Here is a 25,437-nt window from a genome sequence, read left to right on the forward strand (position 1 = left end):
AGGGGTGGGCCGCGCGCGGAGGTACGACGTGCAGGCGCCGTCGTGCCTGAGCGGCCACGCAGGGATCCGGCGCGTCCGCGACGTCCACTGCACGTCGCAGCGCCGTGGCTGATGGCGCGCCGTGCCCGGGCGAGTGCCGACGGTGCCACGGGGTGCGACACAATGCGCGGGTGGACATCTCGGCGCGCACTGAGTACGCGGTCCGCGCCATGCTCATCCTCGCCGAGTCGGCGACCTTGTCGGCCGGCCCCGTGAGCGTCGAGACGCTGTCCTACCGGCAGACCCTGCCGCGCAAGTTCCTCGAGGCCATCGTCGCGGACCTCAAGAACGCCGACCTCGTCAAGAGCACCCGCGGGGCGCGCGGCGGTTACGCCCTCGCCCGTGAGCCCAGGGACATCTCGCTCGGCGACGTGTTCCGCGCCGTGGACGGACCACTCGCGGAGGTGAGGGGACTGCGGCCGCACGAGACGGCATACGACGGGGTTGCCGAGCACCTGCCCACCGTGTGGGTGGCGCTGCGCGCGAGCCTGCGTTCGGTTCTCGACGAGACCAGCCTGGCCGACGTGCTCTCCGGCGACCTGCCCGAACGGGTGTCCGCCCTGGCTGCCGACCCCGACGCCTGGCGCAGCCGCTGATGGCTCACGACAAGGCCGACCACCTGACACCTGACGCGGCCCCCGATCTCGACCGCGACCCCGGGCCCGGCATCGACCCTGACGACCTCGCGACGGCGTTGCGGGTGCTCGAGCAGCTCGCCGAGATCGACGGCGAACACCCCGACATCCAGACCGTCAAGCGGGCCACCGGGCGGATGTACAAACGGGTGCGCAAGGCCCGTCGTCGCGAGGCGAAGCAGCCCGAGATCGACCACGACGACGCGATCATCGCCAAGACCGCCACCGGCTCCCCGATGCGGATCGACGACGAGACCAAGGGCATCCCGCTCGTCTCGACCACCCGGGGTGCCCACGCCGGCGAGCTCATCAACCCGCGCAACTGCTACATCTGCAAGGCGGAGTACACCCTTGTCGACGCGTTCTACCACTGGCTCTGTCCCGACTGCGCCGCCCTCAGCCACACCAAGCGCGAGCAGCGCACCGACCTGACGGGCAAGCGCGCCCTGCTCACCGGCGGCCGAGCCAAGATCGGGATGTACATCGCCCTCCTGCTCCTGCGCGACGGCGCGCACCTCACGATCACCACGCGGTTCCCGCACGATGCGGCGAGACGCTTTGCGGCACAAGAGGATTCGGCGAACTGGATCCACCGGCTCAAGGTCGTCGGCATCGACCTGCGTGACCCCACCCAAGTCGTCGCGCTCGCCGACGAGGTCGCCGCAGCAGGTCCGCTCGACATCCTCATCAACAACGCCGCCCAGACGGTGCGCCGCTCACCCGGCTCCTACTCCCACCTCGTCGACGGCGAGTCGGTGCCGCTCCCGGCGGGTGTCGCGCTCCCCGAGCTGGTGACCTTCGACCGGATCAGCGAGGCGCACCCGGCCAACCTGCTGGGCACCCTGCGCGAGCAGAAGGTCGCCCACCACGAGGGTGAGAGCGAGCGGGAGGCGGCGCAGGCCCTGGCCCAGCGCTCGGCAGCGTCGATGACCTCGATGGCCCTGTCAGCCGGTCACGCGAGCCTCGAGGCGCACCTCGCCGGGACTGCCGTCGACGCGGGTGGTCTGCTGCCCGACACCCAGGTCAACAACTCGTGGACGCAGAAGGTCGAAGAGGTCGACCCGCTCGAGCTGCTCGAGGTGCAGCTGTGCAACGCGACCGCCCCATTCATCCTCGTCTCGCGGCTGCGGCCGTCGATGCGGGCCGCGGTGGCTGCCGGTGCCCGCCGCGCCTACGTAGTCAACGTGTCCGCGATGGAGGGCCAGTTCTCCCGCCGCTACAAGGGGGCGGGCCACCCGCACACCAACATGGCCAAGGCCGCCCTCAACATGCTGACCCGCACCAGCGCAGGCGAGATGTTCGAGACCGACCGGATCCTGATGACCGCCGTCGACACCGGCTGGATCACCGACGAGCGCCCGCACCACGAGAAGCTGCGCATCGCGGCCGAGGGCTGGCACGCCCCCCTCGACCTCGTCGACGGCGCCGCCCGTGTCTACGACCCGATCGTCCGCGGCGAGGCCGGCGAGGACGTCTACGGCTGCTTCGTCAAGGACTTCGAACCCAGCCCCTGGTGAGCCCGGACCGATCGGAGGTATGCCGCGTGGACGAGCTGGGGGAGTGGGTCCGCCGCACCTACGGGCTGGGTGATGGGCTGGTCGCGCTGGCGCCGGTGGGACGCGGTGCCGAGGGCAGGGTCTGGCGCCTCGACGTGGGGCCGGACAGCTTCGCGGTCAAGCAGCCGTTCGCGGTGGTCGACGAGGAGGACCTCCGACGCGAGGTCGGCTACCTCGACCACTTCGCGCGGGCCGGGCTCGAGGTGCCTGTCCACCTCGGGGACGCAGCCGGGCGGTATGCCGTGCCCGTGCCGGCCGCCCTCGGTGGCGGCCAGCTCCGGGTGAGCCGGTGGGTCGACGGCCGTCCAGTCGCGGCACCGGCCACGGATCTGGCGGGTCCATTGGGGACCCTGCTGGGGAGACTGCACGCGGCCGCACCGACGATCGGCTCCACGCCTAGTCGGTGGTACCTCACGACCCCGTCGCCGTCGGTGTGGCGGGACCTGGTCGAGCGCAGTCGCGACCACCCCTGGGTCGCCGCGCTCGCCGGGAGGTTGGCCGACCTGGAGCACTATGCAGAGCTCGTGGCCGCCGCAGGACCGCCTGCTCCCCACCTCGTGGTCGGGCACCGGGACCTGAACCCCGACAACGTCCTGCTGGGTGCCGACGGGTCCCTGCGGGTCATCGACTGGGAGGAAGCCGGACCGACCGACCGCGGACGGGAGCTGGCGACGGTGCTGGTCCAGTGGCACGTCGAGGGACCCGTCGTCGACGAGGACGCGGTGCACCAGACCGTCGCGGCCTACCGCGCGGCAGGAGGAACGGGGCGACTGGACGGGCTCGACGCCTTCGTGATGGTCCTGTGCACCGAGCCGAACTTCCTCGCCAGGCAGGTGCAGGCGGCGCTCGACCCGGCGACCACTGGCGAACACCGGGAGCACGCGCTCGCCGAGATCCAGGAGCTGCTGGGCCACCTGCCGACGCCCTCTGCGCTCGACCGTGTCCTGGCGGCCGCCGCGCGCGCGTGAGCACGCGGCATACCCTGCGCCTTGGTCGTGCCGTGCGGGAGGCCACCCCATCGTGGTCGGGAGCACCCAACGGGGTCTGGCACAATGGTCGGCTGTACCCGTCCAGGCGCGGGCCCGGTCCCAGACCGGAGCCTCCTGGCTGGAACGCCTACACCGAGCCCCGGTACCCCTCGCGAATCCTGCGGGGTCTCGCCGTGCTCACCAACAGAAACAGGAGACACCACCACCGTGGCCGTCAAGATTCGTCTGAAGCGCATGGGCAAGATCCATGCTCCGTTCTACCGCGTCGTCGTCATGGACTCGCGCGCCAAGCGCGATGGCCGGGCCATCGAGGAGATCGGCAAGTACCACCCCACCGAGGAGCCCTCGGTCATCGACATCGCCTCCGACCGCGCGCAGTACTGGCTGGGCCAGGGCGCGCAGCCGACCGAGGCCGTCGCCGCACTGCTCAAGATCACCGGTGACTGGCAGAAGTACAAGGGCGAGCCCGGCACCGAGGGCACGCTGCGCGTCAAGGAAGCCAAGCCGTCCAAGAAGGAGCTGTACGACGCGGCCATCGCCGCGGCGGGCAAGTCCGAGGCCGGCGCCGACGGGGCCACCACCCCGAAGAAGAAGGCCGCCAAGAAGGCTGACGAGGCTCCGGCCGAGACCGCCAAAGTCGAGGCCAAGGTCGAGGAGCCCAAGGCCGACGAGGCGAAGGCTGACGAGGCCAAGGTCGAGGAGCCCAAGGCCGACGAGGCCCCCGTGGCTGCCGACACCGACTCCGGTGGCGCAGCAGCAGAGGGCGTCGATGCGGATGCCGACCGCTCGGCCGAGGCCTGAGCATGCTGGAAGAGGCGCTCGAGCACCTCGTCAAGGGCATCGTCGACCACAAGGACGAGGTGGCCGTGCGACGCAAGGAGCTCCGCCGTGGTGAAGTGCTCGAGGTCCGGGTCCACCCCGAAGACCTCGGTCGCGTGATCGGTCGCTCCGGTCGCACCGCGAGCGCCCTGCGCACCGTCATGGGTGCGCTGGCCGGCGGTCAGAACGTCCGCGTCGACATCGTCGACACCGACCGCGTGCGCTGACGGTTCCCGACCGAGCAGACCGCGTCACGAAGGGCCACCGGGTCTCCCGGTGGCCCTTCGTCGCGTCCGGTCCGCGTCCGGCTGCGTCTGGGCTACGCCCGTCCGGGTCGGTCCGCGTCCGGGCTAGGCCGGTCCGCGCGGTCGGGTCCTTCGGCTGCGCGCGTGGGTGCGCGGGGAGTACGTTCCGCGCATGGATCGGACTCCCTTCACCGTGCCGACGCCCTCGGGACACCTCGGTGGCTGGCGCGCGGGAGCCGGCGCTCCCGTCCTGCTGCTGCACGGCGGCCCCGGGCTGTCCTACGGCCACCTCGACCCCCTCGCCGAGGAGCTCGCAGCGGGCTATGAGGTGGCGTTCTTCCAGCAGCGGGGTCTGGAGCCCTCGACCACTGAGGGACCCTTCACCGTCGCCCAGGCGGTGGCCGACATCGCCTCGGTCCTCGACGGTCTCGGCTGGGAGCGGGCCTGGCTGGTGGGCCACAGCTGGGGCGGCCACCTGGCGTTCCACGCGGCTTCGTCGCTACCCGAGAGACTGCTCGGTGTCCTGAGCATCGATCCGCTCGGCGCGGTCGGCGACGGCGGGGCCGAGGCGTTCGGCGCGGAGATGATCCGGCGGGTACCGGAACACCTGCAGGCCCGCGCGCAGGAGCTGGACGACAAGGACACCGACGGCACCGCCAGCGACGCCGACGAGCAGGAGATGCTCGACATCGTCTGGCCGTCCTACTTCGCCACACCCGCGGCTGCGACGCCCCGACCGCCGCTCGCCGTCTCGTCGGCGGCACACCTCGGTCTCTGGGAGGACCTCGTCGTGCAGCTGCCTCGGTTGGAGAAGGCGCTTGCATCGATCACCGTCCCTGTCGGGGTACTGGCCGGTGCGGAGAGCCCGATGCCGCCCACCGAGGCAGCGCAGACCACGGCCGACCGGATTCCCGACGCCTGGGCGCACCTGGAACCGGGTGTTGGGCACTTCGTCTGGCTGGAGCGGCCGGGGTGTGCGCTCGCCGCCCTCGACCGCCTGGCGCAAGGGACTCCCGAGACCTGAGAGGATTCATGCCATGCCTGCCGACTCCAGACTGCTCGTCGCCCGCATCGGCAAGCCGCACGGGCTGAACGGTGAGGTGACCGTGCAGACCCACACCGACGACCCCGAGGCGCGGTACGTCCCGGGCGTGACCTACGAGACCCAGGCCGTTGCCGGGTCAGGGGTACCGAAGTCGCTGACGCTGCGCTCGGCTCGGCTGCACCAGCAGACCTGGCTGCTCGGCTTCGAGGAGATCCCGGACCGCACCGGCGCCGAGTCGCTGCGTGGCACCCGGCTGTTCATCGACGCCGAGGAGGCCGCGGCGGAGGACGAGGACGACGCCTGGTACGAGGACGAGCTCGTCGGACTGGCGGCAGTCGACCCCCAGGGTGCGGCTCTCGGCGAGGTCACCGGCCTGCACACCGGAGCAGTCCAGGACCAGCTCGTGCTGCGCCTGACGAACGGTTCGGAGGCGCTGGTGCCGTTCGTCGAGGCGATCGTCCCCGAGGTGGACATCGCTGCGGGACGGGTCGTCGTCGACGCCCCTCCCGGGCTCCTCGAGCTCAACGCCGAGTGACGGCTGCGTGACCCGGTGATCCTCGACGTCGTCTCCATCTTCCCCGAATACCTTGCGCCGCTTGACCTTTCGCTGATCGGCAAGGCGCGACGTGACGGGTTGCTCGACCTTCGCGTGCACGACCTGCGCGACTTCGCCCACGACCGGCACCGCAGCGTCGACGACACGCCCTACGGCGGCGGTGCCGGGATGGTGATGAAGCCGCAGCCCTGGGCTGAGGCGCTCGACCACGTGGTCGCCTCAACCGCAGACGGCGGACGCCCGCGCGTGGTCATCCCCGGTCCTGGAGGTATGCCGTTCAGCCAGGCTCTGGCGCGCGAGCTCGCCGCCGAGCCGTGGCTGACGTTTGCCTGCGGCCGCTACGAGGGCATCGACGAGCGCGTCTATGAGTACGCCGCCGACGACCTCGGCCTCGAGGTGTCGGTGATCTCGCTCGGTGACTACGTCCTCAACGGGGGAGAGGTCGCGGTGCTGGCGATGGTCGAGGCCGTCGCGCGCCTGCTGCCCGGCGTGATCGGCAACGCCGAGTCGCTCGTCGAGGAGTCGCACGAGGACGGCCTGCTCGAGTACCCGGTCTACACCAAGCCCGCGTCGTGGGAGTCCGCTCCCGGGGTCGCGCGCGAGGTGCCATCGGTCCTGCTGTCCGGCGACCACGGCGCCATCGCCGCCTGGCGGCACCAGCAGCGGCTCGAGCGGACGGCCGCTCGCCGCCCAGACCTGCTGCACCCCTCCCAAGCGGTCGGCGGCGCAGGGCTCGAGGGCCTCGACGCCTCCGTCGCGACCTCGGCCGACGCCCCCGAGCTCATGGTGCTCACCCGGGCCTGCTGGGTCGCCGAGATCGCGCGCTACGGCATGTTCGGCGCCGGGGAGGAGACGCTCGACGAGGTCGTCGCAGGCGTGGCCGAGTGGCAGACCTGGACGTGGCGCTCCGCCGGACGGCTGGTCGCGTCGGTCCGCGGACGTGCCCACCCCGACGACGCCACGACCTGGCAGATCGGGCGGCTGATGGTCGCGCCCGACCTGCAGGGCCGCGGTCTGGGGCGGGCGCTGCTCGCCTTCGCGGAGGCGCAGGCGCCGTCGGGCACGGCGGCATACTGGCTCAACACCGGGAGCCGCAGCGACCGCAACCTGCGGATCTACCGCAAGGCGGGCTATCGCGTGCAGCCGGGCGAGGGGGCCTTCCCCGGCACCGTGGACCTGGTCAAACGGCGTCGCTGACTGGATCGTCGACCCGTTCGCTGACACCTTCGTCGACGCGCTCGCTGGCGTAGAGCCGGTACAGCGCGTAGGCCGCCACGGCACAGAGCAGGTGCCACGCGGCGTGGCCCTGGATCAGCGAGTGCGGGTGGCAGAACGACGTCCCGTCCTTGGCGAGGTTCCAGATCGCGAACGCCAGCGCCAGCGCTCCGGCCGACGCGAAACCCCACCGAGCCTCGCGCCGCGCTTCACCCCGCCGCCACAGGACCGCCTCACCCGCGAGCGCCACGAGTAGGAACAGCCCGAAGGCGAGGTTGGCGGCGATGTCGACCACCGGCACGTGCCCCGGGATCCGTTCGACCAGCTCGCACACGACGACGATTGCCACGAAGGTGGCCGCGAAGAAGGCGTCTCCCCGCCGTAGGCAGCGGGTCAGGGCGTAGGAGGCGGCGAAGCCGGCCACGAGGTACATGCTGAGCAGGTCGAGGTGTCCACCGAGGGCGCTCTGGGTCGCGTGCATCGCGGCGCTTGCGGGGCCGAGCAGGACGACGACCACGCCGTAGGCCGCGGCCAGACGCGGGTTCGACGCGATCGTGGTGCGCACCGCACCCGCCCGCCACGCGATGGCCAGGCCGGCGATGACGAAGCCGGCGTTGCTGAACGTGTTCGCGGGCTGCAGCACGACCGCGTCCCGGGCGGCCTCGCAGAACCGGTCACCCCGACCGACGTCCGGACCCAGCCAGCCGTTGACCGTGGCCAGCCAGAGCAGGGCTACCGACCCGACCGCGACAGCGCCGGCGAGCGCGATCGGTCGCAGGTCTCGCCGCGGTCCCACAGCCTCAGTCCCTCAACGAGGTGAGCAGGTCCCGGGGCGCCAGTCGACGGGCGGCGACGAGGTGTTCGGCGACGCCGACGGTCACGGTCTGGGCGGCCATGATCCCGAACAGCACCAGCACCTGAGCCGTCGCCGCCTGCACGGGCGTCCCGCCGCCCAGCATCACGCCGATGAAGGCGCCCGGCAGGGTCACCACCCCGGTCGTCTTGACCTGGTCGAGCCCTGGCAGCAGGGCTTCGGGCGCCCGACGGTGCACGATCTCGCGGATCGCCTGGTGGGGGAGCAGCCCCAGGGACAGGCACGCCTCGTACTGCGAGTGCTCCTCGCGCAGCGCCGCGAACGACCGCCGCCCGACGAGCGTGTGCGCCGTCATCGCGTTGCCGACGATGATGCCGGCGATCGGGATGAGCGCGATGCCCTTGGCCGGGATGGTGCCGGTGACCAGGACGACCGCGACGACTGGAAGCACGCCGGCGGCCATGGCCAGCGCCGCCCAACGCCACGCGTTCGGCGCCTCGACGCGGCGACTGGTGGTGAGGACGCCCATCGCGAACATCGCGCAGACCAGCACGATGCTCAGGAGGAGGTGGTCGATGACCGCCGCGATGAGCAGGGCGGCGACACCGAGCTGGGCGATGGCGCGCAGGGCCGCGACGAGCGCGGGTCGCTCGAGGCCGTAGCCGCTGACCCGGTGGGCGCCCAGCGCGATCGCGAGCAGGACCACCAGGGCGACGGCGACGGGCCAACCGGGGTCGATGCTCACGCCCGTCACGCTAGTGCCTGCCCTCGGGCCCGGCGCCAGAGCCTTTGCCCGCGCCTCTTCTGCGCCTCCCGGAAAAGAGGCTTGACCGATCGGCACTCCTTCTGTATCGTTTTACTCGAACGATTTAGTAGATCGATGCAGAAGGGAAGCCAGCCATGGGAAACGTCACCTTGAAGTCCGTCGCCGAAGCCGCTGGCGTCTCCATCTCCACCGTCTCGAACGCGTACAACAAGCCCGACCAGCTGTCCGCCGTTGTGCGCCAGCGTGTGCTCGAGACCGCCAAGGCCCTCGGGTATGCCGGTCCCAACCCGGCCGCGCGCAGCCTGCGGTCCCAGCGGGCCAGGGCCATCGGCCTGGTCTTCACCGAGCGGCTCAGCTACGCCTTCTCCGACCCCTACTCGGTCGGCATGCTGGCCGGGCTGGCCGAGGTGGCCGAACAGTTCCAGACCGGGCTGCTGCTCATCCCGCTGATGCCGTTCGACAGCGACCGCCCGGAGGAGGTCGAGGCAAGCGCCGAGGCCATGCGGGCAGCCGTCATCGACGGGGTGCTGGCCTACTGCCTCGACATCGACCACCCGGCCCGGGAGATCGCCGTCGAGCGAGGGCTGCGGATGGTGGCCACGGACGACAAGGACCCACGGATGGACGGCCTCGTGCTCATCGATGAGCGCGCTGCCGCCCGGGAGGTCGGCGAGTACATCCGACGGCTCGGGCACCGCCGCGTCGGCATCATCGTCGACAGCAAGGTCGACTCTGCGGGGGTCGTCGAGGTGGACGACGTGCAGCACCGCTCGATGTCGTTCTCGTGGGACCGCTACGACGGCTTCCGTGAAGGGCTCGGTCCGGACGTCAGCCTGCACACCGTGGCGCCCCCCGGCCACAACTCGGTGGAGGCCGGCCGCGCTGCCGGTGCCTACCTGCTCGACCGCCAGGACCGCCCGACGGCGATCATCGCCGTCAGCGACGTGCTCGCCCTGGGCGTGCTCGACGCCATGCGGCAGCGCGGACTCACGCCGGGCCGCGACCTGTCCCTCGTCGGGTTCGACGACGTGCCCGCTGCTGCCGACCTGGGTCTCACGACGGTGCGCCAGCCCATCGCCGAGCGCGGGCGGATCGCCGGCCGCATGCTCCTCGACCCCGAGTACACCGAGCGCCGCATCGTGCTCCCCACCGAGCTCGTCGTGCGGTCCAGCACCGGACCAGCCACGACGTCACACACGCGCTGACGAACCCGTCGGCGTCCAGCACCACCCGCACCCTGAAGGGAGAAGGACATGAGCGACTACATCGCCCTCACCATCAACAGCAACGCAGGCGCCTCGCTGGCCCGGTCGGCCCGGCCTGACGCCCCCGTCGTCGACGACGGCCTCGCTACCCGTCCGGCTCGGCGGCCGGTGCGCCGTTCCCTCGCGACGACCTTGCGCGCCGCTGCAGTGTTCGAGCGCCGCCTGGCCGACCGGATCGACCCGGCCGTCTGCCGCCCGGCGACCGCCTGAGCCGTGCTGCGCACGAGCGCCGAGGTATGCCGCGTGGGCAACCACGCGGCATACCTCACCGAGGGCGGCGGTGCCGCCTCGGACGCGGGTCTGCGGCGATTTCTGCCGGGGGCCCTGCTCGTGGCAGAATGGCCAGTCGCGCCCGCATGACCCACGCCCCTGCCACAGGGGGAGTGACCAGGCACCGATCAGGCCACGCGGCAGGTCAGGCACCACGGCGCACTGCACGCCCCATTCATCACGCACGACCAACACCCTGGGCGACCTGTGGCGCCGAGAAGAAAGCGATACCGCCATGCAGCGTTTCGATGCGATCGACCAGGCATCCCTCCGCGACGACATCCCGGCCTTCCGCGCCGGTGACACCGTCAACGTGCACGTCAAGGTCATCGAGGGCACCCGCTCCCGCGTCCAGGTCTTCAAGGGCGTCGTGATCCGGCGCCACGGTGGTGGCCTGGGTGAGACGTTCACCGTCCGCAAGGTCTCCTTCGGCGTCGGTGTCGAGCGCACCTTCCCCCTGCACACCCCGGTCATCGACCACATCGAGCTGGTCACCCGCGGTGACGTCCGTCGCGCCAAGCTCTACTACCTGCGCGACCTGCGCGGCAAGGCTGCCAAGATCAAGGAAAAGCGCGACACCATCCCCGCCAAGTAGGGCGGACTCATCTGCGTCCCTCAGGGTGTCCCGACACTCGTCGGCACAGCCCTGAGGGTTAGGCTCCGGATGCGATGAACCCCGGACCGGAATCACCCCAGCAGGACCCGGCCGCCGCTCCAGTCAAGACTGATGCGGCGGCCGCGTCGGAACGCCCCCGCGGCGGCCCTTCGTGGCTGCTGCTGGCCGGCGTCTCCCTGCTGGTGATGATGCTGGTCCGGGGTTTTCTCGTGCAGTCCTTCTACGTCCCCTCGGGGTCGATGGAGCCGACGATCGAGCCGGGGGACCGGATCCTGGTCAACAAGCTCATCTCCGGCGAGTCGCTCCGGCGCGGGGACGTCGTCGTCTTCGACGGCACGACGAGCTTCGCCGCTGCCGAGCTCGAACCGCATCAGGACGACGGGCTGATCGGCCGCGCCCTCGGCGGAGCGGCTTCGCTGGTCGGCGTCAACCTTGGTGAGCAGGACTTCGTCAAGCGGGTCATCGGCCTGCCCGGCGACAAGGTCGTCTGCTGCGACGCCCAGTCCCGACTGACCGTCAACGGCACCCCGGTGTCCGAGCCCTACCTCCTGCCGGGGGACAAACCGAGCGAGCTCACCTTCGACATCACCGTGCCCGCCGGTCGGGTCTGGGTGATGGGCGACCACCGCAGCGACAGCGCGGACTCCCGCTCCCACCTCGGTGACCCCGGCGGTGGCACGGTGCGGCTGTCCGACGTGATCGGTCGCGCCAGTGCGACCTACTGGCCGCTGTCGAGGGTGGGCGGTTTCGACACCCCCGAGGCGCTGGCCGACATCCCCCGGGTCGGTGAGCCGTGAGCGACACCGCACGTGACGGCGCCCGGGACCGGGCCCGCGATGGCGCACGGGATGGCGCAGGCGACGGCGCTCGAGACGGCGCTCCCGACGGCGACGCCGGGTGGCTGAGCTATGACGGCGAGGCCCCGGAGGCTGCTGGGGCCGACGCCAGCAACCAGGACCAGCGCGTGGGGACCACCGACCCCGCCTGGCTGCGCCACGACCTGCCGCAGGGCCCCAGCGCGACCTCGCACGGCGCGACCGATGTGCCGACCCGCGACTCCGCGTGGCTGGCGCCGGAGCTCGACGTGCCCACCCAGCACCTGACTCCCGACGAGGCGCACGACACCGGCGTCCCCCCGACCCTCGCCGAGTCAGAGTCAGAGTCAGAGTCAGAGTCGGTGTCAGAGTCCGAGCAGGCGTCCGCTTCCGAGCCAGGGAATGAGGCCGAGCCTCCCGTGGAATCTCCGGATCGGCGGTCCGCTCCAGAGCGCACCCGGGTTGTCACGCAGCCGTTGCCTGACGAACCCGATGAGTCGACCGGGCCGCGCAAGGGTCGCCACGCCGACGACGAGTCGGTGGGTGGCGTGGCGGTGCTGCTTGCTGCCGTCAAGGAGTTCGCGATCGTCGTGGGGATGGCCCTGGTGCTGTCCTTCATCGTCAAGACCTGGCTGCTCCAGGCGTTCTACATCCCGTCCGGGTCGATGGAGGACACCCTGGTCCTTAACGACCGCGTCATCGTCAGCAAGCTGACCCCGGGCCCGATCGACCTCAAGCGCGGCGACATCATCGTGTTCGCCGACCCCGGCCAGTGGCTCGACGAGACCGCGCCGGTTCCGCGCGGACCGTTGGCGACGGTTGTCAGCGAGACGCTGACCTTTGTCGGGCTGCTGCCCGACAACGCCGAGAACCACCTGATCAAGCGGGTCATCGGCCTCCCCGGTGACCACGTCGTGTGCTGCGACGAGGGCGGTCGGATCACCATCAACGGCACGGCCATCAAGGAGCCCTACCTCAAGCCCGGCGACGCGGCGAGTGAGCAGGACTTCGACATCACCGTGCCGAACGGACGGGTGTGGGTGATGGGCGACCACCGCTCCAACTCCGCCGACTCCAGGGCCCACGACGGCCCGGAGAACAACGGCAGCCAGGGGTCGGTCGACGAACGACTCATCGTGGGCCGCGCCGTCGCCCTGGTCTGGCCGTTGGACCACCTGACCTGGCTGTCCAACCCGACGGCCACCTTCGCGAACGTGCCCGCACCCAACCCGGCCGGCGCCGATGCGCCGACCCCGAAGGGCGGCCCCACGACGGGCGCGACCGGCGGGGGCGCGGACGGCGAGGGCAGCGGCGAGGTGGGCGGCACGGACCCTCCGGCCGGGACAGGCTGAGCGATGGCTCAGGCGCCACCGGCACGAAGCCGCAAGCCCAACCTGCGGGTCGAACGCCAGCTCCAGCGTGACGGGCACCGCATCCTCGCGGGGATGGACGAGGTGGGCCGTGGGGCACTGGCCGGCCCCGTCACCGTCGGTGTGGTCCTCATCGACGAGACCTGTCGCAGTGCCCCGACCGGCGTCAAGGACTCCAAGCTGCTCACGCCCGCGGCGCGGGTCGCCATGGTGCCGCGGATCAGACGTTGGGCCCTCACGTATGCCGTGGGCCACGCGTCCCCGGAGGAGATCGACGAGGTCGGGATCATCGCCGCCCTGCGGCTGGCCGGGTGCCGTGCGCTCGCCGCCGTCGACGTCGTGCCCGACCTGGTGATCCTGGACGGCAACCACGACTGGCTCACCGCACCCGACGAGGTGGGGCTCTTCGCCTTCGCGTCCGACACGGCACCGGCCGTCCCACCCGTCACCACGATGATCAAGGCCGACCTCAAGTGCTCGTCGGTCGCGGCTGCCTCGGTGCTGGCCAAGGTGGAGCGTGACGGGCTGATGGTGGCCGCCGCCCCCGACCACCCGGCATACGGCTGGGAAGAGAACAAGGGGTATGCCGCGCCGGAGCACCTCGCGGCGCTGGAAGCCTTCGGTGCCACCGACCTGCACCGCAGGTCATGGCGGCTGCCAGGCATCTCAGGAGATGATGGGACTGGTCTCGGCGATCGGGCAGGGCAGGGAGCAGAGACAGCTCCCGATGAGACGCAGGTGGAGATGAGTGCGCGATGAGTTCAGAGGACCTGGAGAAGTACGAGAGCGAGATGGAGCTGCAGCTCTATCGGGAGTACCGCGATGTCGTGGGGCTGTTCTCCCACGTGGTGGAGACCGAGCGTCGCTTCTACCTGTGCAACTCCGTCGACGTGAAGGTGCGTTCCGACGGCGGGGAGGTCTACTTCGACGTCACGATGGCCGACGCCTGGGTGTGGGACATCTACCGGCCGGCGCGGTTCGCCAAGCAGGTCCGGGTGGTGACGTTCAAGGACGTCAATGTCGAGGAGCTCGCCAAGTCCGATCTCGAGCTGCCGAAGGGCCAGGGTTTCTAGGCACTCGCGGGTGGCAGGGTGTCGTGCCGTATCGGCGCAGGTCGCCCACAGGCGGTGGGGCGCCGCGGTGACCGTCCACAGGACGCCGCGGCTCCGCTGTTGACCGGGTGCGGTCCGCGCTTGGCTGGGGCGCATGGCAGACCAGACAGATCCCCGCAGGACGTTGGGGGAGTACGGCGAACGACTGGCGGCGCGCTACCTGACCGACCACGGTCTGGCCGTGATCGACCGCAACTGGCGGTGCGCGCGTGGCGAGATCGACCTCGTGGTGCGCGACGGCGACTGCCTCGTCTTCTGTGAGGTCAAGACCCGGCGGTCCGAGCGTTTCGGCACCCCGGTCGAGGCGGTGGACTGGCGCAAGACGGCTCGGCTGCGGCGGCTGGCGTCCGCGTGGCTGCAGGCCCACGACGAGCACCCCAGCCGGATCAGGATCGATGTGATCGGCATCCTCCGCCCGGTGGAGGGGCCGGCGCGGGTCCGGCACGTCCAGGGGGTCGGAGGATGACCTTCGGGCGCACCCGGTCGGTGACGCTGGAGGGGCTCGCCGGGGCGGTGGTGGAGGTGGAGGCCCATCTGTCGGGAGGCCTTCCGGCGTTCATGCTGGGTGGGTTGCCCGACACGGCCTGCGCGCAGTCACCCAACCGGGTCAAAGCCGCCGCGGCGAGCATCGGGCGGTCGCTGGCCCAGGACCGGCTCACGGTCAACCTGTCACCGGCGTCGATCCCCAAGAACGGCAGCGGGTTCGACCTGCCCATTGCGGTCGCGGTGGTGGCAGCGCTCGGGATGGTGCCGCCCGACCGGGTCCGCGACATCGTCCACCTCGGCGAGCTCGGGCTCGACGGTTCGGTCCGCCAGGTCCGCGGGGTGCTGCCCGCGGTCCTGGCTGCGGCGAGGGCAGGCTGTCAGGACGTCGTGGTGCCGGTGGCCAACGCCGCCGAGGCACGGCTGGTGCCGGACATCCGCGTGCACGCCGTCCGCCACCTCGCCGACCTCATCGCGACCTACTCGGGAGGTTCCGAGACGCTGGGCCAGGGAGTGCCGGACCTGGCGATGGCGCCCGCACTCGCGGTCGCCGACCCGCCGGACCTCGCCGACGTCGTCGGCCAGGAGGAGGCACGGACCGCGCTGGAGCTGGCCGCGGCCGGCGGTCACCACCTCTTCCTGCTGGGGCCGCCAGGCTCGGGCAAGACGATGCTCGCCGAACGCCTCGTCTCGATCCTGCCCCGGCTGACCCGCGCGCAGTCGATCGATGTCCTGGCCGTCCGCTCGCTGCTGGGCGTGACCGCTGCCGAGCTCGACGTCGAAGGCCTACCGCCCTTCGTGGCGCCGCACCACAGCGCCACCCAGGCCGCCATCATCGGTGGCGGCAGCAGCGCGGTCCGGCCCGGGGCGATCTCCCAGGCGCACCACGGAGTGCTGTTCCTGGATGAGGCGCCCGAGTTCAAGACCGACGCGCTGCAGTCGTTGCGACAGCCCCTGGAGTCCGGTGAGGTGGTGGTGGCGCGGGCACGGGCCACCGTGCGGTTCCCGGCCCGCTTCCAGCTGGTGATGGCCGCCAACCCGTGCCCGTGCGGTCTTGGCTTCGGCAAGGGTGTGGGTTGCGCGTGCTCGCCGATGGCCAAACGGGGCTACATCGGCCGGCTGTCAGGACCACTGCTCGACCGGGTTGACCTGCAGGTACAGGTGCCCGCGGTGACCCGGTCGTCACTCGCTGGTCTGACCGGGGAGAGCAGCGCAGTCGTGGCCGCCCGGGTACGCGCTGCGAGGGAGGCCCAGGCAGCCCGCTGGAGCTCGACCTCATGGCGGGTCAACAGCGAGGTGCCCGGTGCCCAGCTGCGACGGGGTCGGTGGCGGCTTCCCAAGTCCGTCACGGTCGACATCGACCGGGCGCTCGACCGGGCCCAGCTGACGCTCAGGGGCTATGACCGGGTGCTGCGCGTCGGGTGGACCCTGGCCGACCTGGGCGGCCGGAACACCCCCGTTCGGGAAGACCTCGGCTCGGCGCTCACGCTGCGCAACCAGGGACCGGTGGCGGCATGACGGCGCTGGCCGCGGTTCGCGGGGAACGGGCAGCGCGGGTGGCCTGGGCGCGGCTCGTCGAACCCGGGGGCCGCGAGGTCGCTGCGCGGATCGCGGCCGTCGGCGCCGAGGAGGCGCTGCAGAGCATCGGCATCGACAGCGTTGCGAGCACGCGGATGGCAGAGCGGCTTCCCGAGCTGGACGTCGAGCGTGACTTCCAGGTCGCCGAGCGGTTGGGTGCCCGCATCGTCATTCCCGGTGACGACGAGTGGCCGCTGGGCTTCGGCGACCTCGCCGCCCCGCCCGTCTGCCTCTGGGTGCGGGGCCCTGCCGATCTGGGGGAGGCAGCCTGCCGCAGCGTCTCCATCGTCGGGGCGCGGGCCGCGACCGGCTATGGCGTCCACACGGCCAAGGACCTTGCTGCCGGTCTGGCCGAACGCGACTTCGCGGTGGTGTCCGGTGCTGCCTACGGCATCGACGGCGCCGCGCACGAGGGCGCCCTTGCCGTCGACGGGGTGACCATCGCCTTCGTCGCCGGAGGGATCGAACGCCCCTACCCCAGCGGCCACGCGGGGCTGCTCGAGCGGATCCGTGAGACAGGGCTCGTCGTCAGCGAGGTCCCGCCGGGATCCGCACCCACCAAGTGGCGCTTCCTCAGCCGCAACCGGCTCATCGCCACCCTGACCCAGGGCACGGTCGTGGTCGAGGCGGGTCTGCGCAGCGGCTCACGCAACACGGCGCGGCTGGCGGGGGAGCACCTGAGGGTCGTGTGCGCCGTGCCCGGGCCGGTCACCTCGGCGGTGTCCGCAGGGTGTCATGAGCTCATTCGAGCCGGGGCCACTCTGGTCACCGACGCAGCCGAGGTCGCCGAGGAGGTTGGCCCGATCGGTGAGCTGGCACCTCGGAAGGAGGGGCCGTCCACGCCGGAGGACGACCTGGGACCAAGCCACCAGGCGGTCCTCGCGGCGCTTCCGACGCGCAAGGCGGTGACGGCCGAGGACCTGGCCCGGCGGTGCGGGCTTGGCGCCCACGAGGTCCGTGGCGCACTGGGCGCGCTCGACGTCGCTGGTCTCGCGCTCCGCGAGGGCGACGGCTGGCGCAAACCGGCAGTGCGTCGCTGACCTGCGGGGTGGCGGCTTGTGCCGCGCCTTCGCGTTTGCGACGGTGGCGGCGTGAGCCAGTCCACGGAGCAGACGCTCGCAGCGTTCGAGCGCCACCTGCGTAGCGAGCGGGGCCGGTCGGAGCACACCACTCGGGCCTACCTCAGCGACCTGCGAGGGCTCGTGGACTTCCTCGAAACCGACTGTGGGATCACCGACCTCGCTGATGTCGGGCTGCGTGAGCTGCGTGGCTGGCTGGCTGCTCAGGCGGAGTCGGGGGCGGCTCGTTCCACGATCGCGCGGCGGTCTGCCGCCGCGCGCACCTTCCTCGGGTGGGCGGCGCGGACTGGTCGGATCGACCATGACCCCTCGCTGCGGCTGGCCGCTCCCAAGCGCGCCGGCCACCTCCCAGAAGTGCTTCGGCAGTCCGACGCCACGGCACTGATGGACATCGCCGCCGTGGCGAGCGACGACCAGGACTCCATGCACCTGCGGGACCGAGCGGCCCTGGAACTGTTGTACGCCAGCGGGATCCGGGTTGGCGAGCTGACAGCCCTCGACATCGACGACCTCGACCTCGGTCGCGGGGTCGTTCGGGTGATGGGCAAAGGCGGCAAGGAGCGAACGGTGCCTTTCGGTGCGCCGGCGCGGGAGGCCGTGGTGGCGTGGCTGACGCTCGGTCGTCCCCAGGTGGCCGGCGAGGGTAGCGGGCCGGCCTTGCTGCTCGGGCGTCGCGGCCGACGTGTCGACCCGCGACAGATCCGGGCTGCGGTGCACACCCTGCTCGAGCACGTTCCGAACGCACCGGACCTCGGGCCGCACGGGCTGCGCCACAGCGCTGCAACCCACCTGCTCGAAGGCGGCGCCGACCTGAGACTCGTCCAAGAGCTGCTCGGCCACGCGTCCCTGGCAACGACCCAGATCTACACGCACGTCTCCGTCGACCGGCTGAAGCAGTCCTACCGTCAGGCTCACCCTCGTGCGTGACCCCGATTTCTCCCTCCGCGACCGGGTCCCCGGGCGTGCCGTGACCCGCGAGGCTCGCGGAAGGGGGAAGATGGACGCCACAGTCGACCGTCGGGCCCGTGGTGGTCCGTCCCCGAGAGGAGCAGGACCAAGCGCGTGAGTGAGGACTCGCGGGTCACCCGCAAGCCGCCTCGACACCGCCGACGCACCAGTCGGCAGGTGCGGCTTCGACGCACCATCGCAGGCGCCGTCATCCTCCTCCTCGTGGCCGTCGTGACCGTGCGGCTCACCAATCGCGACCTGACGCCGGTCAATGCGGGTGCAGCGTCGCGGGTCACTCCGGTGGTCAGCCCGTCCACGACGACGACAACCCGTACGCCGAACAACGAGGACGGCTCGTCGACGACCGAGACAGCCACACCCGGCGCGGTCGCCGTCCCGCAGAACGGCACCGGCAAGATCACCATCATCTCGGTACCCCAGGCTGCCGTGGCGACGTCCGGGCGGACCGTCAAGTACACCGTGGAGATCGAAGGTGGTCTGGACGTCGACCCGACCGAGGTGGGCTCGACCATCCAGTCCGTCCTGCTCGACCCCAAGGGATGGCAGAAGGTCGACGGCGTCCGCTTCGTCAACGTCACGCCCCAGCAGGCCGCCAAGGGCGCCCACGTCGATGTGCGGGTCACGCTCGCCAGTCCCGGGCTGACCGACAAGCTGTGCGCGCCGATGCGGACCCTCTCGCAGGTGTCCTGCTGGAACGGTGAACGTTCGGTGCTCAACTTCCGCCGTTGGGCCCTCGGCGACGACAGCTATGGCACGGATGTGGCCCGCTACCGCATCTACCAGGTCAACCACGAGGTCGGCCACGGCCTGGGCCACCAGCACAGGACGTGCCCCGCAAAGGGCAAACGAGCGCCCGTCATGGTCCAGCAGACCCTTGACCTCGGTGGCTGCAAGTCTTGGCCCTATCCCTCCGGCGCCTGACCGGGAGGCCCTACCCCGTGCGCGCCGGCGCCAGCGGCAGCAGGCGCACCCGCTGGCCCCCGATGAGGAAGATCATGGGGTCGAGGTAGACCTCCCCGCGGACTGCACCAAGGTGCAGGCAGACGGCGGGGGCACAGTGCGAACCGCTTCCTTCCAGCCGACCGAGCGGTGCCCCGCGGGCGACCGGAGAGCCCGACGACACCTGGGGGTCCACGGGCTCATAGGTCGACCGGATGCCCGACGAGTGCAGGACCGTCACGGTGCCGCGGCCGGCGATCCTGCCCACGTGGGTCACCGTGCCTGCCTCGACCGCGAGCACCTCCTGCCCGGACGACCCCGTCAGGTCCACTCCCCGGTGCCCGGCGCCGTACTTCGTCGCTGGCGGGAGGAACGGACGGACGACGGCCGGCTGCGGCCGCAGCGGCCACGCCCACCGGCCACGCAGAGCGGGGGATCCGGTGGCCTCCAGGGGACGCAGGATCGGGACCGCAGCAGGCACCAGCTGTGCCGAAGCACCCGACGGCAAGGTCGCTCCCCGGACCATCGACGACCCCGACCGTTCGCGGTGGTCAGGGGACGCCGATACGGCGGTGCCCGCGAGCAGCACGGCCGCCAAGGGCAGGAGGAGTGCGGCAACGGGGTTCATCCAGCCACCATGGCCGACCGAACCTCACTGGCCCAGGGAACGCAGGCCGACTGTGGACAACGTCAGCCGGCCGTCCGACCCCGTGGACGAGAGGTGCCGATATCCGGTGTGGGCTAGAGCCGACTGAGCCGCTCGACGGCCTCTCGAAGCACCTCGTCCTTCTTGCAGAACGCGAACCGCACCAGCGTCCGAGCGGCGTCGACGTCGTCGTGGAACACCGACACCGGCACGCCGACGACCCCGGCCCGAGCGGGCAGCTCGCGGCAGAAGGCGAGTGCGTCGACGGCCCCGAGTGGCGCAGCGTCCGCGACGACGAAGTAGGTCCCGCCGGGCACCGACACCTCCAGTCCCGCTGACTGCAGCCCCGCCACGAGGAGGTCGCGCTTGGCTTCCAGTGAGCTGGACAGCCCGGCATACACACTGTTGTCGAGGCCGAGCGCGACCGCCACGGCGGGCTGGAACGGTCCCGAGCCAACGAAGGTGAGGAACTGCTTGACCGCGCGCACCGCTGCGACGGCCGCTGCCGGTCCGGACACCCAGCCGACTTTCCAGCCGGTGGCCGAGAACGTCTTGCCGGAGGACGAGATCGTCAGGGTGCGGTCCCACATCTCCGGCAGGGTCGCGACGGGCACGTGGGCGGCGCCGTCGAAGACCAGGTGTTCGTAGACCTCGTCGGTCACCACCCACGCATCGAACTCCCTTGCGAGAGAACAGATCAGGTCGAGCTCGGCGCGGGTGAACACCTTCCCGGTCGGATTGTGCGGGGTGTTCAGCAGCACCATCCGGGTCCGCGACGAGAAGGCCGCCCGTAGCGACTCCTCGTCCACGGCGAAGTCTGGGAACCGCAGCACCGAGGTCCGGCGCACCGCACCTGCCAAGGCGATCGACGCGGCATACGAGTCGTAGTAGGGCTCGAAGGTGACCACCTCGTCGCCCGGCTCGCACAGCGCGAGGCTCGTCGCGGCAATGGCTTCGGTGGCGCCGACGGTGACCAGGACCTCCGAGCGCGGGTCAACGGTCAGGCCGTAGAAGCGCGACTGGTGCACCGCGATGGCGTCGAGCAGCTCGGGGACGCCGGGCCCGGGCGGGTACTGGTTGCGCCCGCCGTCGATGGCCGCCTTGGCCGCGTCGAGCATCGCGCGCGGCCCGTCGGTGTCCGGGAAGCCCTGACCGAGGTTCACGGCGCCGTGCTCGGTCGCCAGTGCAGTCATCTCCGCGAAGATGGTGGTGCCGAACGGTGCCAGGGATGGTTTGCCGGGTGGTCGGGCCATGGCGAGAGGGTATGCCGCCCGGCTGGGTCGGCGGCGTAGCCTGCGTCCCGTGGTCGTCGAGCGTCGTGGGTCCGTCATCGCCGGGCGTGGGCTGTTCGCCACCGAGGGGATCGCACGCGGGGAGCGCGTCGACGTCGACGCGGAACTGCTCAACCACTCCTGCGACCCGACCCTCGCGTGGAGCGCGGACGGCGCGGGCCTCGAGGCCTTCCGCGACCTGTCGGCGGGGGAGGAGCTCACCGTTGACTACGCCACGAGCAGCGCCGACCCGGACATGCTCGTGCGGTGCCACTGCGAGACCTACCGGTGCCGCCAGATGGTGACCGGCGACGACTGGCAGATCCCGCAGGTGCAGCGGCGGTATGCCGGGCACTTCGCCCCATCCGTCCAGTCGCTCGTCGACCGCACCCTGGGCCAGCCACACTCGTCGAGCTAGCCCGGCTCGTCGGGCTCGGCCTCGACGTGGGCGATGTGGCCGAGCTGGCGCCAGACGAGGGCGAGAGTGATCCCGGACCCGACGAAGGCGAACCAGAACGGCGCCGCCAGACCCCACTGCTCGGCGATGACCCCGCCCAGACCCTGACCCACCACCAGTCCGAGGAACAGACCCACGACGTAGACACTGCCGACCCGGCCCTGGAACTCCTGGGGCACGGCACGCTGGCGGACGGCCTGCGACACCGTGCCCCAGACGAAGGCGTAGGCGCCGAACACCACCATGATCGCGATCGCCAGCCACCCGACGGTGGTCACTGCCAGGGCCAAGTGGGTCAGCACCTCGAGAAGCAGACAGCCGCGCATCACGGTGGCGAGTGGGACTCGGCGCTCGAGCCAGCCGTAGCACGCGGTGCTGACCAGTCCGCCAGCGGCGGCTGCAGTGGTGAGGAGGCCGAACCCGACCTCGCCCATGTGCAGCCGGTCGAGGGAGTACAGCACCAGGACCGACCAGGCGGCCCCCCAGGTGATGTTGAACGCGAAGATCACCAACGCGAGGGTGCGCACGGGCGCATGACCCCTGATCCAGCGCAGCCCGTCGGCGATGTCCCGTCGGACGTGGGTGTCGGGCACGCCACGGACGCCACCGCGCGGCGTGGCGATCCGCGCCACCAGGACCACCCCGAACCCGACACAGACGACCTGCACGACGAACGGCCAGACCATCCCCACAGCGAAGAGGAAGGCGCCCAGCGGTGGTCCCACGAGCTGGTTGGCGGTGAGAAAACCCGCCTGGAGGCGCGCGTTGCCGATGCCGAGGTCGGGCTTGGCCACCAGCATCGGCAGAAGGGTGCCGGTCGTGGTGTCGGCGAACACCTCGGCCACCCCGTAGACGAACATCGTCACCAGGACCAGGCCGATCGACACGTGACCGGTCACGATGGTCACGCAGAGCAGCGCCACGACGATCGCGCGCAGCAGGTCGGCCACGATGACCACGCGGCGACGGTCGAGGCGGTCGGCCACCGCCCCGGCCCACAGCCCGAACAGCAGCCACGGCAGCCGTTGCAGCACCGCTGCCAACGCCACGAGCACGGCGTTGCGGGTCTGGGAAGCCACGAGGAGCGGACCGGCGGCGAGCGCGATCCCGTCGCCGATGTTGCTCACCCACGACGAGGCGAGCAGCCAGCGGAAGCTGCGCCCGAGCCGGGGCGGGGCGACGACGTCGACGATCCGGCTCACGCTGCTCACAACGGACCAACCTACCGACGGCGAACGTCGATGGTCGCCTGCATTTCCCGTGCTCCAGACGTGCACCGGGGGAGGGGTCGACCGGATTTCTCGATCCTCGCCCTGAGCACGTACGATGGACGGCGGTCCACGTGTGTTCGCACGCGCAGACCTAATTCGCGCGTCTTCTCACCTGTGACGAGGAAACCTCCGAACAGGGGCGCACCACAGCAGTCCGGCCAGAGTGCCGGTGGGGTGCGTAGCAGGCGCCAGGCAGGTAGCCGCACCTACGCGGCATACCGACGCAACTGACAACGACACAAGGAGACACGGCATGGCCGTCGTTACCATGCGCCAGCTCCTCGAGAGCGGCGTCCACTTCGGGCACCAGACCCGTCGCTGGAACCCCAAGATGAAGCGCTTCATCATGACCGAGCGCAATGGCATCTACATCATCGACCTGCAGCAGTCGTTGACCTACATCAACAACGCCTTCGAGTTCGTCAAGGAGACGGTCGCCCACGGTGGGTCGATCCTCTTCGTCGGCACGAAGAAGCAGGCCCAGGAGCCCATCGCCGAGCAGGCGACCCGGGTCGGGATGCCCTACGTGAACCACCGCTGGCTCGGTGGCATGCTCACCAACTTCAACACGATCTCCAAGCGCCTCACCCGGCTCAAGGAGCTCGAGGAGCTCGACTACGACAACGTGGCGGCCTCCGGCTTCACCAAGAAGGAACTCCTGATCTTCAAGCGGGAGAAGGACAAGCTCGAGAAGACCCTCGGCGGTATCCGCAACATGGCCCGGGTTCCCTCGGCCGTGTGGATCGTGGACACCAAGAAGGAGCACCTCGCAGTCTTCGAGGCCCGCAAGCTCGGCCTGCCGGTCATCGCGATCCTCGACACCAACTGCGACCCCGACGAGGTCGACTACAAGATCCCCGGCAACGACGACGCGATCCGCTCCGTCACCCTGCTGACCCGCGTCATCGCCGACGCCGTGGCCGAGGGCCTCATCGCCCGCAGCTCCGGCAAGTCCGGTGAGCAGGCCGAGGGTGTCGTCGCCGGCGACGAGCCGATGGCTGAGTGGGAGCGCGAGCTGCTGGGTGGCGACGCTGCCCAGGCTGCTGAGGCTGCCGCTCCGGAGGCCGGCGAGACCGCCGCCGCCGACGCGACCGCTGCCGCCGACACGACCGCTGCAACCACCGACGCACCTGTCGAGGCTGCTGCCACCGTCGAGGCCACCGAGGCCACCGAGGCCACCGAGGCCACCGAGGCGCCTGTCGCCGAGGAGACCGCTGCTCCCGAGGCTGCTGCCGCGACCGAGGAGACCGCCGCCCCCGAGGCGCCGGCCACCGAGGAGACCGCTGCTCCCGAGGCTGCTTCCGAGGTCGTTGCTGAGGCCCCGGCCGACGCCAAGGCCTGAGCACCACCTGTCCGCATCCTTGCCAGCTGACATTGCCAGTCCACACTTGCCAGAAATGAGCTGAGAAACACCTATGGCGAACTACACCGCCGCTGACATCAAGGCCCTGCGCGGGTCCACGGGCGCCGGCATGCTCGACGTCAAGAAGGCGCTCGACGAGGCCGACGGCGACCGTGACAAGGCCACCGAGATCCTTCGTGTGAAGGGCCTCAAGGGCGTCACCAAGCGTGAGGGCCGCACCACGTCCAACGGACTGGTCGCTGCCCAGGCCGGTGACGGCGTGGGCACCCTCGTCGAGGTCCTGTGCGAGACCGACTTCGTGGCCAAGAGCGAGAAGTTCATCGCCCTGGCTGCCCAGGTCCTCGCCCAGTCGGTCGCCTCCGGTGCGGCCGACGCGGACGCGTTGCTCAAGAGCTCGCTCGAGGACGGCTCGACCGTCCAGGAGCTGCTCGACAACGCCAACGCGACCATCGGCGAGAAGATCGAGGTCAAGCGCGTGTCCCGCGTCGAGGCCCCGGTCGTCGTGTCCTACCTGCACAAGACCAGCCCCGACCTGCCCGCACAGATCGGTGTGCTCGTCGGCGCCGAGGGTGGCGACGAGCAGATCGCGCGTGACGTGGCCATGCACATCGCGGCGTTCAGCCCGACCGTGCTGACCCGTGACGAGGTCGACGCCGAGACGGTCGAGAACGAGCGTCGCGTCGCCGAGGCCACCGCGAAGGAGGAGGGCAAGCCCGAAGCCGCCCTCCCGAAGATCGTCGAGGGTCGCGTGAACGGCTTCTTCAAGGAGAACGTCCTGCTCGAGCAGGCGTTCGCCAAGGACGCCAAGAAGACCGTCGAGAAGGTCCTCGCCGAGGCCGGGACGAAGGTCACCTCCTTCGTCCGCTACCGCATCGGCAACTGATCGACCGCTCCACCAGTTCCGCCGCAAGGCACCAGGTATGCCGCCCGCTCACCAAGAGCGGGCGGCATACCTGTTTGTGGGCACGAGTCGGGCCGCCATGGTTTGGTGCCGTACCGAGCGCCGCGCGGACGGCGACGAGGCATACTCAGGCCATGGGGAAAGCACGTAGGGGTGCCCGTCAGGTGCCCAGACCAGCCCGAGCGGTGCCCGACTTCACGCACCTGCCGGAGCGCATCGCGCCCGAGGACATGACGACGACCCAGGACGTCGACCCGGGTCCGGACCCTCGCGGCGGACGCGACACGGACACCGAGTTCATGCTCCGCAACGCCGGCTTCTGACCCGCCCGCCACCCGGAGGGGCCGGACGGG

30 protein-coding genes are annotated in these 25,437 nt (G+C 71.0%); 25 read left to right on the forward strand and 5 right to left on the reverse strand.

What is annotated here, in order from left to right:
* The first annotated feature begins 170 nt into the window (after nucleotides 1-170).
* The 8 genes from EAH86_RS13385 (at nucleotide 171) to trmD (ending at nucleotide 7,081) form a co-directional block, all read left to right on the forward strand.
* Nucleotides 171-635 (forward strand): RrF2 family transcriptional regulator, encoded by a 465-nt coding sequence (locus tag EAH86_RS13385; RefSeq protein WP_140741542.1) that lies wholly within the window; start codon nucleotides 171-173, stop codon nucleotides 633-635.
* Nucleotides 635-2,191 carry an SDR family NAD(P)-dependent oxidoreductase gene (locus tag EAH86_RS13390; RefSeq protein WP_140741544.1) on the forward strand — a complete coding sequence of 519 codons (1,557 nt, stop codon included), beginning with the start codon at nucleotides 635-637 and terminating at the stop codon, nucleotides 2,189-2,191. The genes EAH86_RS13385 and EAH86_RS13390 overlap by 1 nt, the downstream gene beginning before the upstream one ends.
* Nucleotides 2,188-3,198 (forward strand): phosphotransferase, encoded by a 1,011-nt coding sequence (locus tag EAH86_RS13395; protein WP_161988651.1) that lies wholly within the window; start codon nucleotides 2,188-2,190, stop codon nucleotides 3,196-3,198. Before EAH86_RS13390 ends, EAH86_RS13395 begins: the two co-directional genes overlap by 4 nt.
* A 255-nt stretch (nucleotides 3,199-3,453) precedes the next feature.
* Nucleotides 3,454-4,020 carry a 30S ribosomal protein S16 gene (gene rpsP / locus EAH86_RS13400; RefSeq protein WP_425325228.1) on the forward strand — a complete coding sequence of 189 codons (567 nt, stop codon included), beginning with the start codon at nucleotides 3,454-3,456 and terminating at the stop codon, nucleotides 4,018-4,020.
* Nucleotides 4,021-4,022: 2 nt separating this feature from the next.
* Entirely contained in the window at nucleotides 4,023-4,265 is a 243-nt protein-coding gene (locus EAH86_RS13405) for an RNA-binding protein (protein ID WP_140741550.1), read from the forward strand.
* Nucleotides 4,266-4,455: 190 nt separating this feature from the next.
* Nucleotides 4,456-5,307, forward strand: a complete 852-nt coding sequence (locus EAH86_RS13410; RefSeq protein WP_140741552.1) for an alpha/beta fold hydrolase — start codon at nucleotides 4,456-4,458, stop codon at nucleotides 5,305-5,307.
* Between the two features lie 13 nt (nucleotides 5,308-5,320).
* Nucleotides 5,321-5,863: a ribosome maturation factor RimM gene (rimM, locus tag EAH86_RS13415; RefSeq protein WP_140741554.1), complete on the forward strand. Its 543-nt coding sequence runs from the start codon at nucleotides 5,321-5,323 to the stop codon at nucleotides 5,861-5,863.
* 15 nt (nucleotides 5,864-5,878) lie between these two features.
* Nucleotides 5,879-7,081 (forward strand): tRNA (guanosine(37)-N1)-methyltransferase TrmD, encoded by a 1,203-nt coding sequence (gene trmD / locus EAH86_RS13420; protein ID WP_140741556.1) that lies wholly within the window; start codon nucleotides 5,879-5,881, stop codon nucleotides 7,079-7,081.
* Here the strand turns inward: trmD and EAH86_RS13425 are convergent.
* Together EAH86_RS13425 and EAH86_RS13430 are read right to left on the reverse strand one after the other, a co-directional pair.
* Complete coding sequence (locus EAH86_RS13425) at nucleotides 7,065-7,895, reverse strand: ceramidase domain-containing protein (protein ID WP_140741558.1); 831 nt, start codon at nucleotides 7,893-7,895, stop codon at nucleotides 7,065-7,067. The genes trmD and EAH86_RS13425 overlap by 17 nt on opposite strands.
* A 4-nt stretch (nucleotides 7,896-7,899) precedes the next feature.
* A complete protein-coding gene (locus EAH86_RS13430) occupies nucleotides 7,900-8,658 on the reverse strand; it encodes an ABC transporter permease (RefSeq protein ID WP_140741560.1) in 759 nt (252 codons plus the stop codon).
* 155 nt (nucleotides 8,659-8,813) lie between these two features.
* On the opposite strand from EAH86_RS13430, the gene EAH86_RS13435 reads away from it, so the two are divergent.
* The 13 genes from EAH86_RS13435 to EAH86_RS13490 all read left to right on the forward strand — a co-directional run bounded on the left by EAH86_RS13435 (nucleotide 8,814) and on the right by EAH86_RS13490 (nucleotide 19,157).
* On the forward strand, nucleotides 8,814-9,884 hold the full coding sequence (locus EAH86_RS13435; RefSeq protein WP_140741562.1) for a LacI family DNA-binding transcriptional regulator: 1,071 nt from the start codon (nucleotides 8,814-8,816) through the stop codon (nucleotides 9,882-9,884).
* Between the two features lie 48 nt (nucleotides 9,885-9,932).
* Nucleotides 9,933-10,154, forward strand: a complete 222-nt coding sequence (locus tag EAH86_RS13440; protein WP_140741564.1) for a hypothetical protein — start codon at nucleotides 9,933-9,935, stop codon at nucleotides 10,152-10,154.
* A 3-nt stretch (nucleotides 10,155-10,157) separates the two neighbouring features.
* On the forward strand, nucleotides 10,158-10,304 hold the full coding sequence (locus EAH86_RS20255) for a hypothetical protein (RefSeq protein WP_161988652.1): 147 nt from the start codon (nucleotides 10,158-10,160) through the stop codon (nucleotides 10,302-10,304).
* Nucleotides 10,305-10,449: 145 nt separating this feature from the next.
* Nucleotides 10,450-10,809, forward strand: coding sequence for a 50S ribosomal protein L19 (gene rplS, locus EAH86_RS13445; protein ID WP_140741566.1), 360 nt, complete (start codon nucleotides 10,450-10,452; stop codon nucleotides 10,807-10,809).
* A gap of 74 nt (nucleotides 10,810-10,883) precedes the next feature.
* A complete protein-coding gene (lepB, locus tag EAH86_RS13450) occupies nucleotides 10,884-11,627 on the forward strand; it encodes a signal peptidase I (protein ID WP_140741568.1) in 744 nt (247 codons plus the stop codon).
* The gene (gene lepB / locus EAH86_RS20970) at nucleotides 11,624-12,997 is read left to right on the forward strand and encodes a signal peptidase I (RefSeq protein ID WP_338325249.1); all 1,374 of its coding nucleotides are present in this window, start codon (nucleotides 11,624-11,626) and stop codon (nucleotides 12,995-12,997) included. The genes lepB (EAH86_RS13450) and lepB (EAH86_RS20970) overlap by 4 nt, the downstream gene beginning before the upstream one ends.
* A 3-nt stretch (nucleotides 12,998-13,000) precedes the next feature.
* Complete coding sequence (locus EAH86_RS13460) at nucleotides 13,001-13,774, forward strand: ribonuclease HII (protein ID WP_140741570.1); 774 nt, start codon at nucleotides 13,001-13,003, stop codon at nucleotides 13,772-13,774.
* On the forward strand, nucleotides 13,771-14,088 hold the full coding sequence (locus EAH86_RS13465; RefSeq protein WP_140741572.1) for a DUF2469 domain-containing protein: 318 nt from the start codon (nucleotides 13,771-13,773) through the stop codon (nucleotides 14,086-14,088). The genes EAH86_RS13460 and EAH86_RS13465 overlap by 4 nt, the downstream gene beginning before the upstream one ends.
* 133 nt (nucleotides 14,089-14,221) lie before the next feature.
* Complete coding sequence (locus tag EAH86_RS13470) at nucleotides 14,222-14,593, forward strand: YraN family protein (protein ID WP_140741574.1); 372 nt, start codon at nucleotides 14,222-14,224, stop codon at nucleotides 14,591-14,593.
* A complete protein-coding gene (locus tag EAH86_RS13475) occupies nucleotides 14,590-16,128 on the forward strand; it encodes a YifB family Mg chelatase-like AAA ATPase (RefSeq protein ID WP_140741576.1) in 1,539 nt (512 codons plus the stop codon). Before EAH86_RS13470 ends, EAH86_RS13475 begins: the two co-directional genes overlap by 4 nt.
* Nucleotides 16,125-17,228 (forward strand): DNA-processing protein DprA, encoded by a 1,104-nt coding sequence (gene dprA, locus EAH86_RS13480; protein WP_140741578.1) that lies wholly within the window; start codon nucleotides 16,125-16,127, stop codon nucleotides 17,226-17,228. Before EAH86_RS13475 ends, dprA begins: the two co-directional genes overlap by 4 nt.
* A gap of 51 nt (nucleotides 17,229-17,279) precedes the next feature.
* Nucleotides 17,280-18,194 carry a tyrosine recombinase XerC gene (locus EAH86_RS13485; protein ID WP_140741580.1) on the forward strand — a complete coding sequence of 305 codons (915 nt, stop codon included), beginning with the start codon at nucleotides 17,280-17,282 and terminating at the stop codon, nucleotides 18,192-18,194.
* Between the two features lie 135 nt (nucleotides 18,195-18,329).
* Complete coding sequence (locus tag EAH86_RS13490) at nucleotides 18,330-19,157, forward strand: DUF3152 domain-containing protein (RefSeq protein ID WP_241668355.1); 828 nt, start codon at nucleotides 18,330-18,332, stop codon at nucleotides 19,155-19,157.
* A gap of 10 nt (nucleotides 19,158-19,167) precedes the next feature.
* Here EAH86_RS13490 and EAH86_RS13495 read toward each other — a convergent pair whose 3' ends face one another.
* Nucleotides 19,168-19,803, reverse strand: coding sequence for a murein hydrolase activator EnvC family protein (locus EAH86_RS13495; RefSeq protein ID WP_241668356.1), 636 nt, complete (start codon nucleotides 19,801-19,803; stop codon nucleotides 19,168-19,170).
* Nucleotides 19,804-19,916: 113 nt separating this feature from the next.
* Nucleotides 19,917-21,074, reverse strand: coding sequence for a pyridoxal phosphate-dependent aminotransferase (locus tag EAH86_RS13500; protein WP_140741582.1), 1,158 nt, complete (start codon nucleotides 21,072-21,074; stop codon nucleotides 19,917-19,919).
* A 49-nt stretch (nucleotides 21,075-21,123) separates the two neighbouring features.
* On the opposite strand from EAH86_RS13500, the gene EAH86_RS13505 reads away from it, so the two are divergent.
* Entirely contained in the window at nucleotides 21,124-21,510 is a 387-nt protein-coding gene (locus EAH86_RS13505; RefSeq protein WP_161988653.1) for an SET domain-containing protein-lysine N-methyltransferase, read from the forward strand.
* On the opposite strand, the gene EAH86_RS13510 is transcribed toward EAH86_RS13505, so the two are convergent.
* On the reverse strand, nucleotides 21,507-22,751 hold the full coding sequence (locus EAH86_RS13510) for an MFS transporter (protein ID WP_140741842.1): 1,245 nt from the start codon (nucleotides 22,749-22,751) through the stop codon (nucleotides 21,507-21,509). The two genes, EAH86_RS13505 and EAH86_RS13510, sit on opposite strands and share 4 nt — an antisense overlap.
* Before the next feature lie 322 nt (nucleotides 22,752-23,073).
* On the opposite strand from EAH86_RS13510, the gene rpsB reads away from it, so the two are divergent.
* From rpsB to EAH86_RS13525, 3 genes are all read left to right on the forward strand, one after another.
* Nucleotides 23,074-24,162 (forward strand): 30S ribosomal protein S2, encoded by a 1,089-nt coding sequence (gene rpsB, locus EAH86_RS13515; RefSeq protein ID WP_140741586.1) that lies wholly within the window; start codon nucleotides 23,074-23,076, stop codon nucleotides 24,160-24,162.
* 73 nt (nucleotides 24,163-24,235) lie between these two features.
* Entirely contained in the window at nucleotides 24,236-25,066 is an 831-nt protein-coding gene (gene tsf, locus EAH86_RS13520) for a translation elongation factor Ts (protein WP_140741588.1), read from the forward strand.
* Nucleotides 25,067-25,218: 152 nt separating this feature from the next.
* Nucleotides 25,219-25,407: a heme biosynthesis protein HemY gene (locus EAH86_RS13525; RefSeq protein WP_140741590.1), complete on the forward strand. Its 189-nt coding sequence runs from the start codon at nucleotides 25,219-25,221 to the stop codon at nucleotides 25,405-25,407.
* Nucleotides 25,408-25,437: the final 30 nt, after the last annotated feature.

It is taken from the genome of Pedococcus bigeumensis (assembly GCF_006438965.1).
Taxonomy (GTDB): Bacteria; Actinomycetota; Actinomycetes; order Actinomycetales; family Dermatophilaceae; genus Pedococcus; species Pedococcus bigeumensis_A.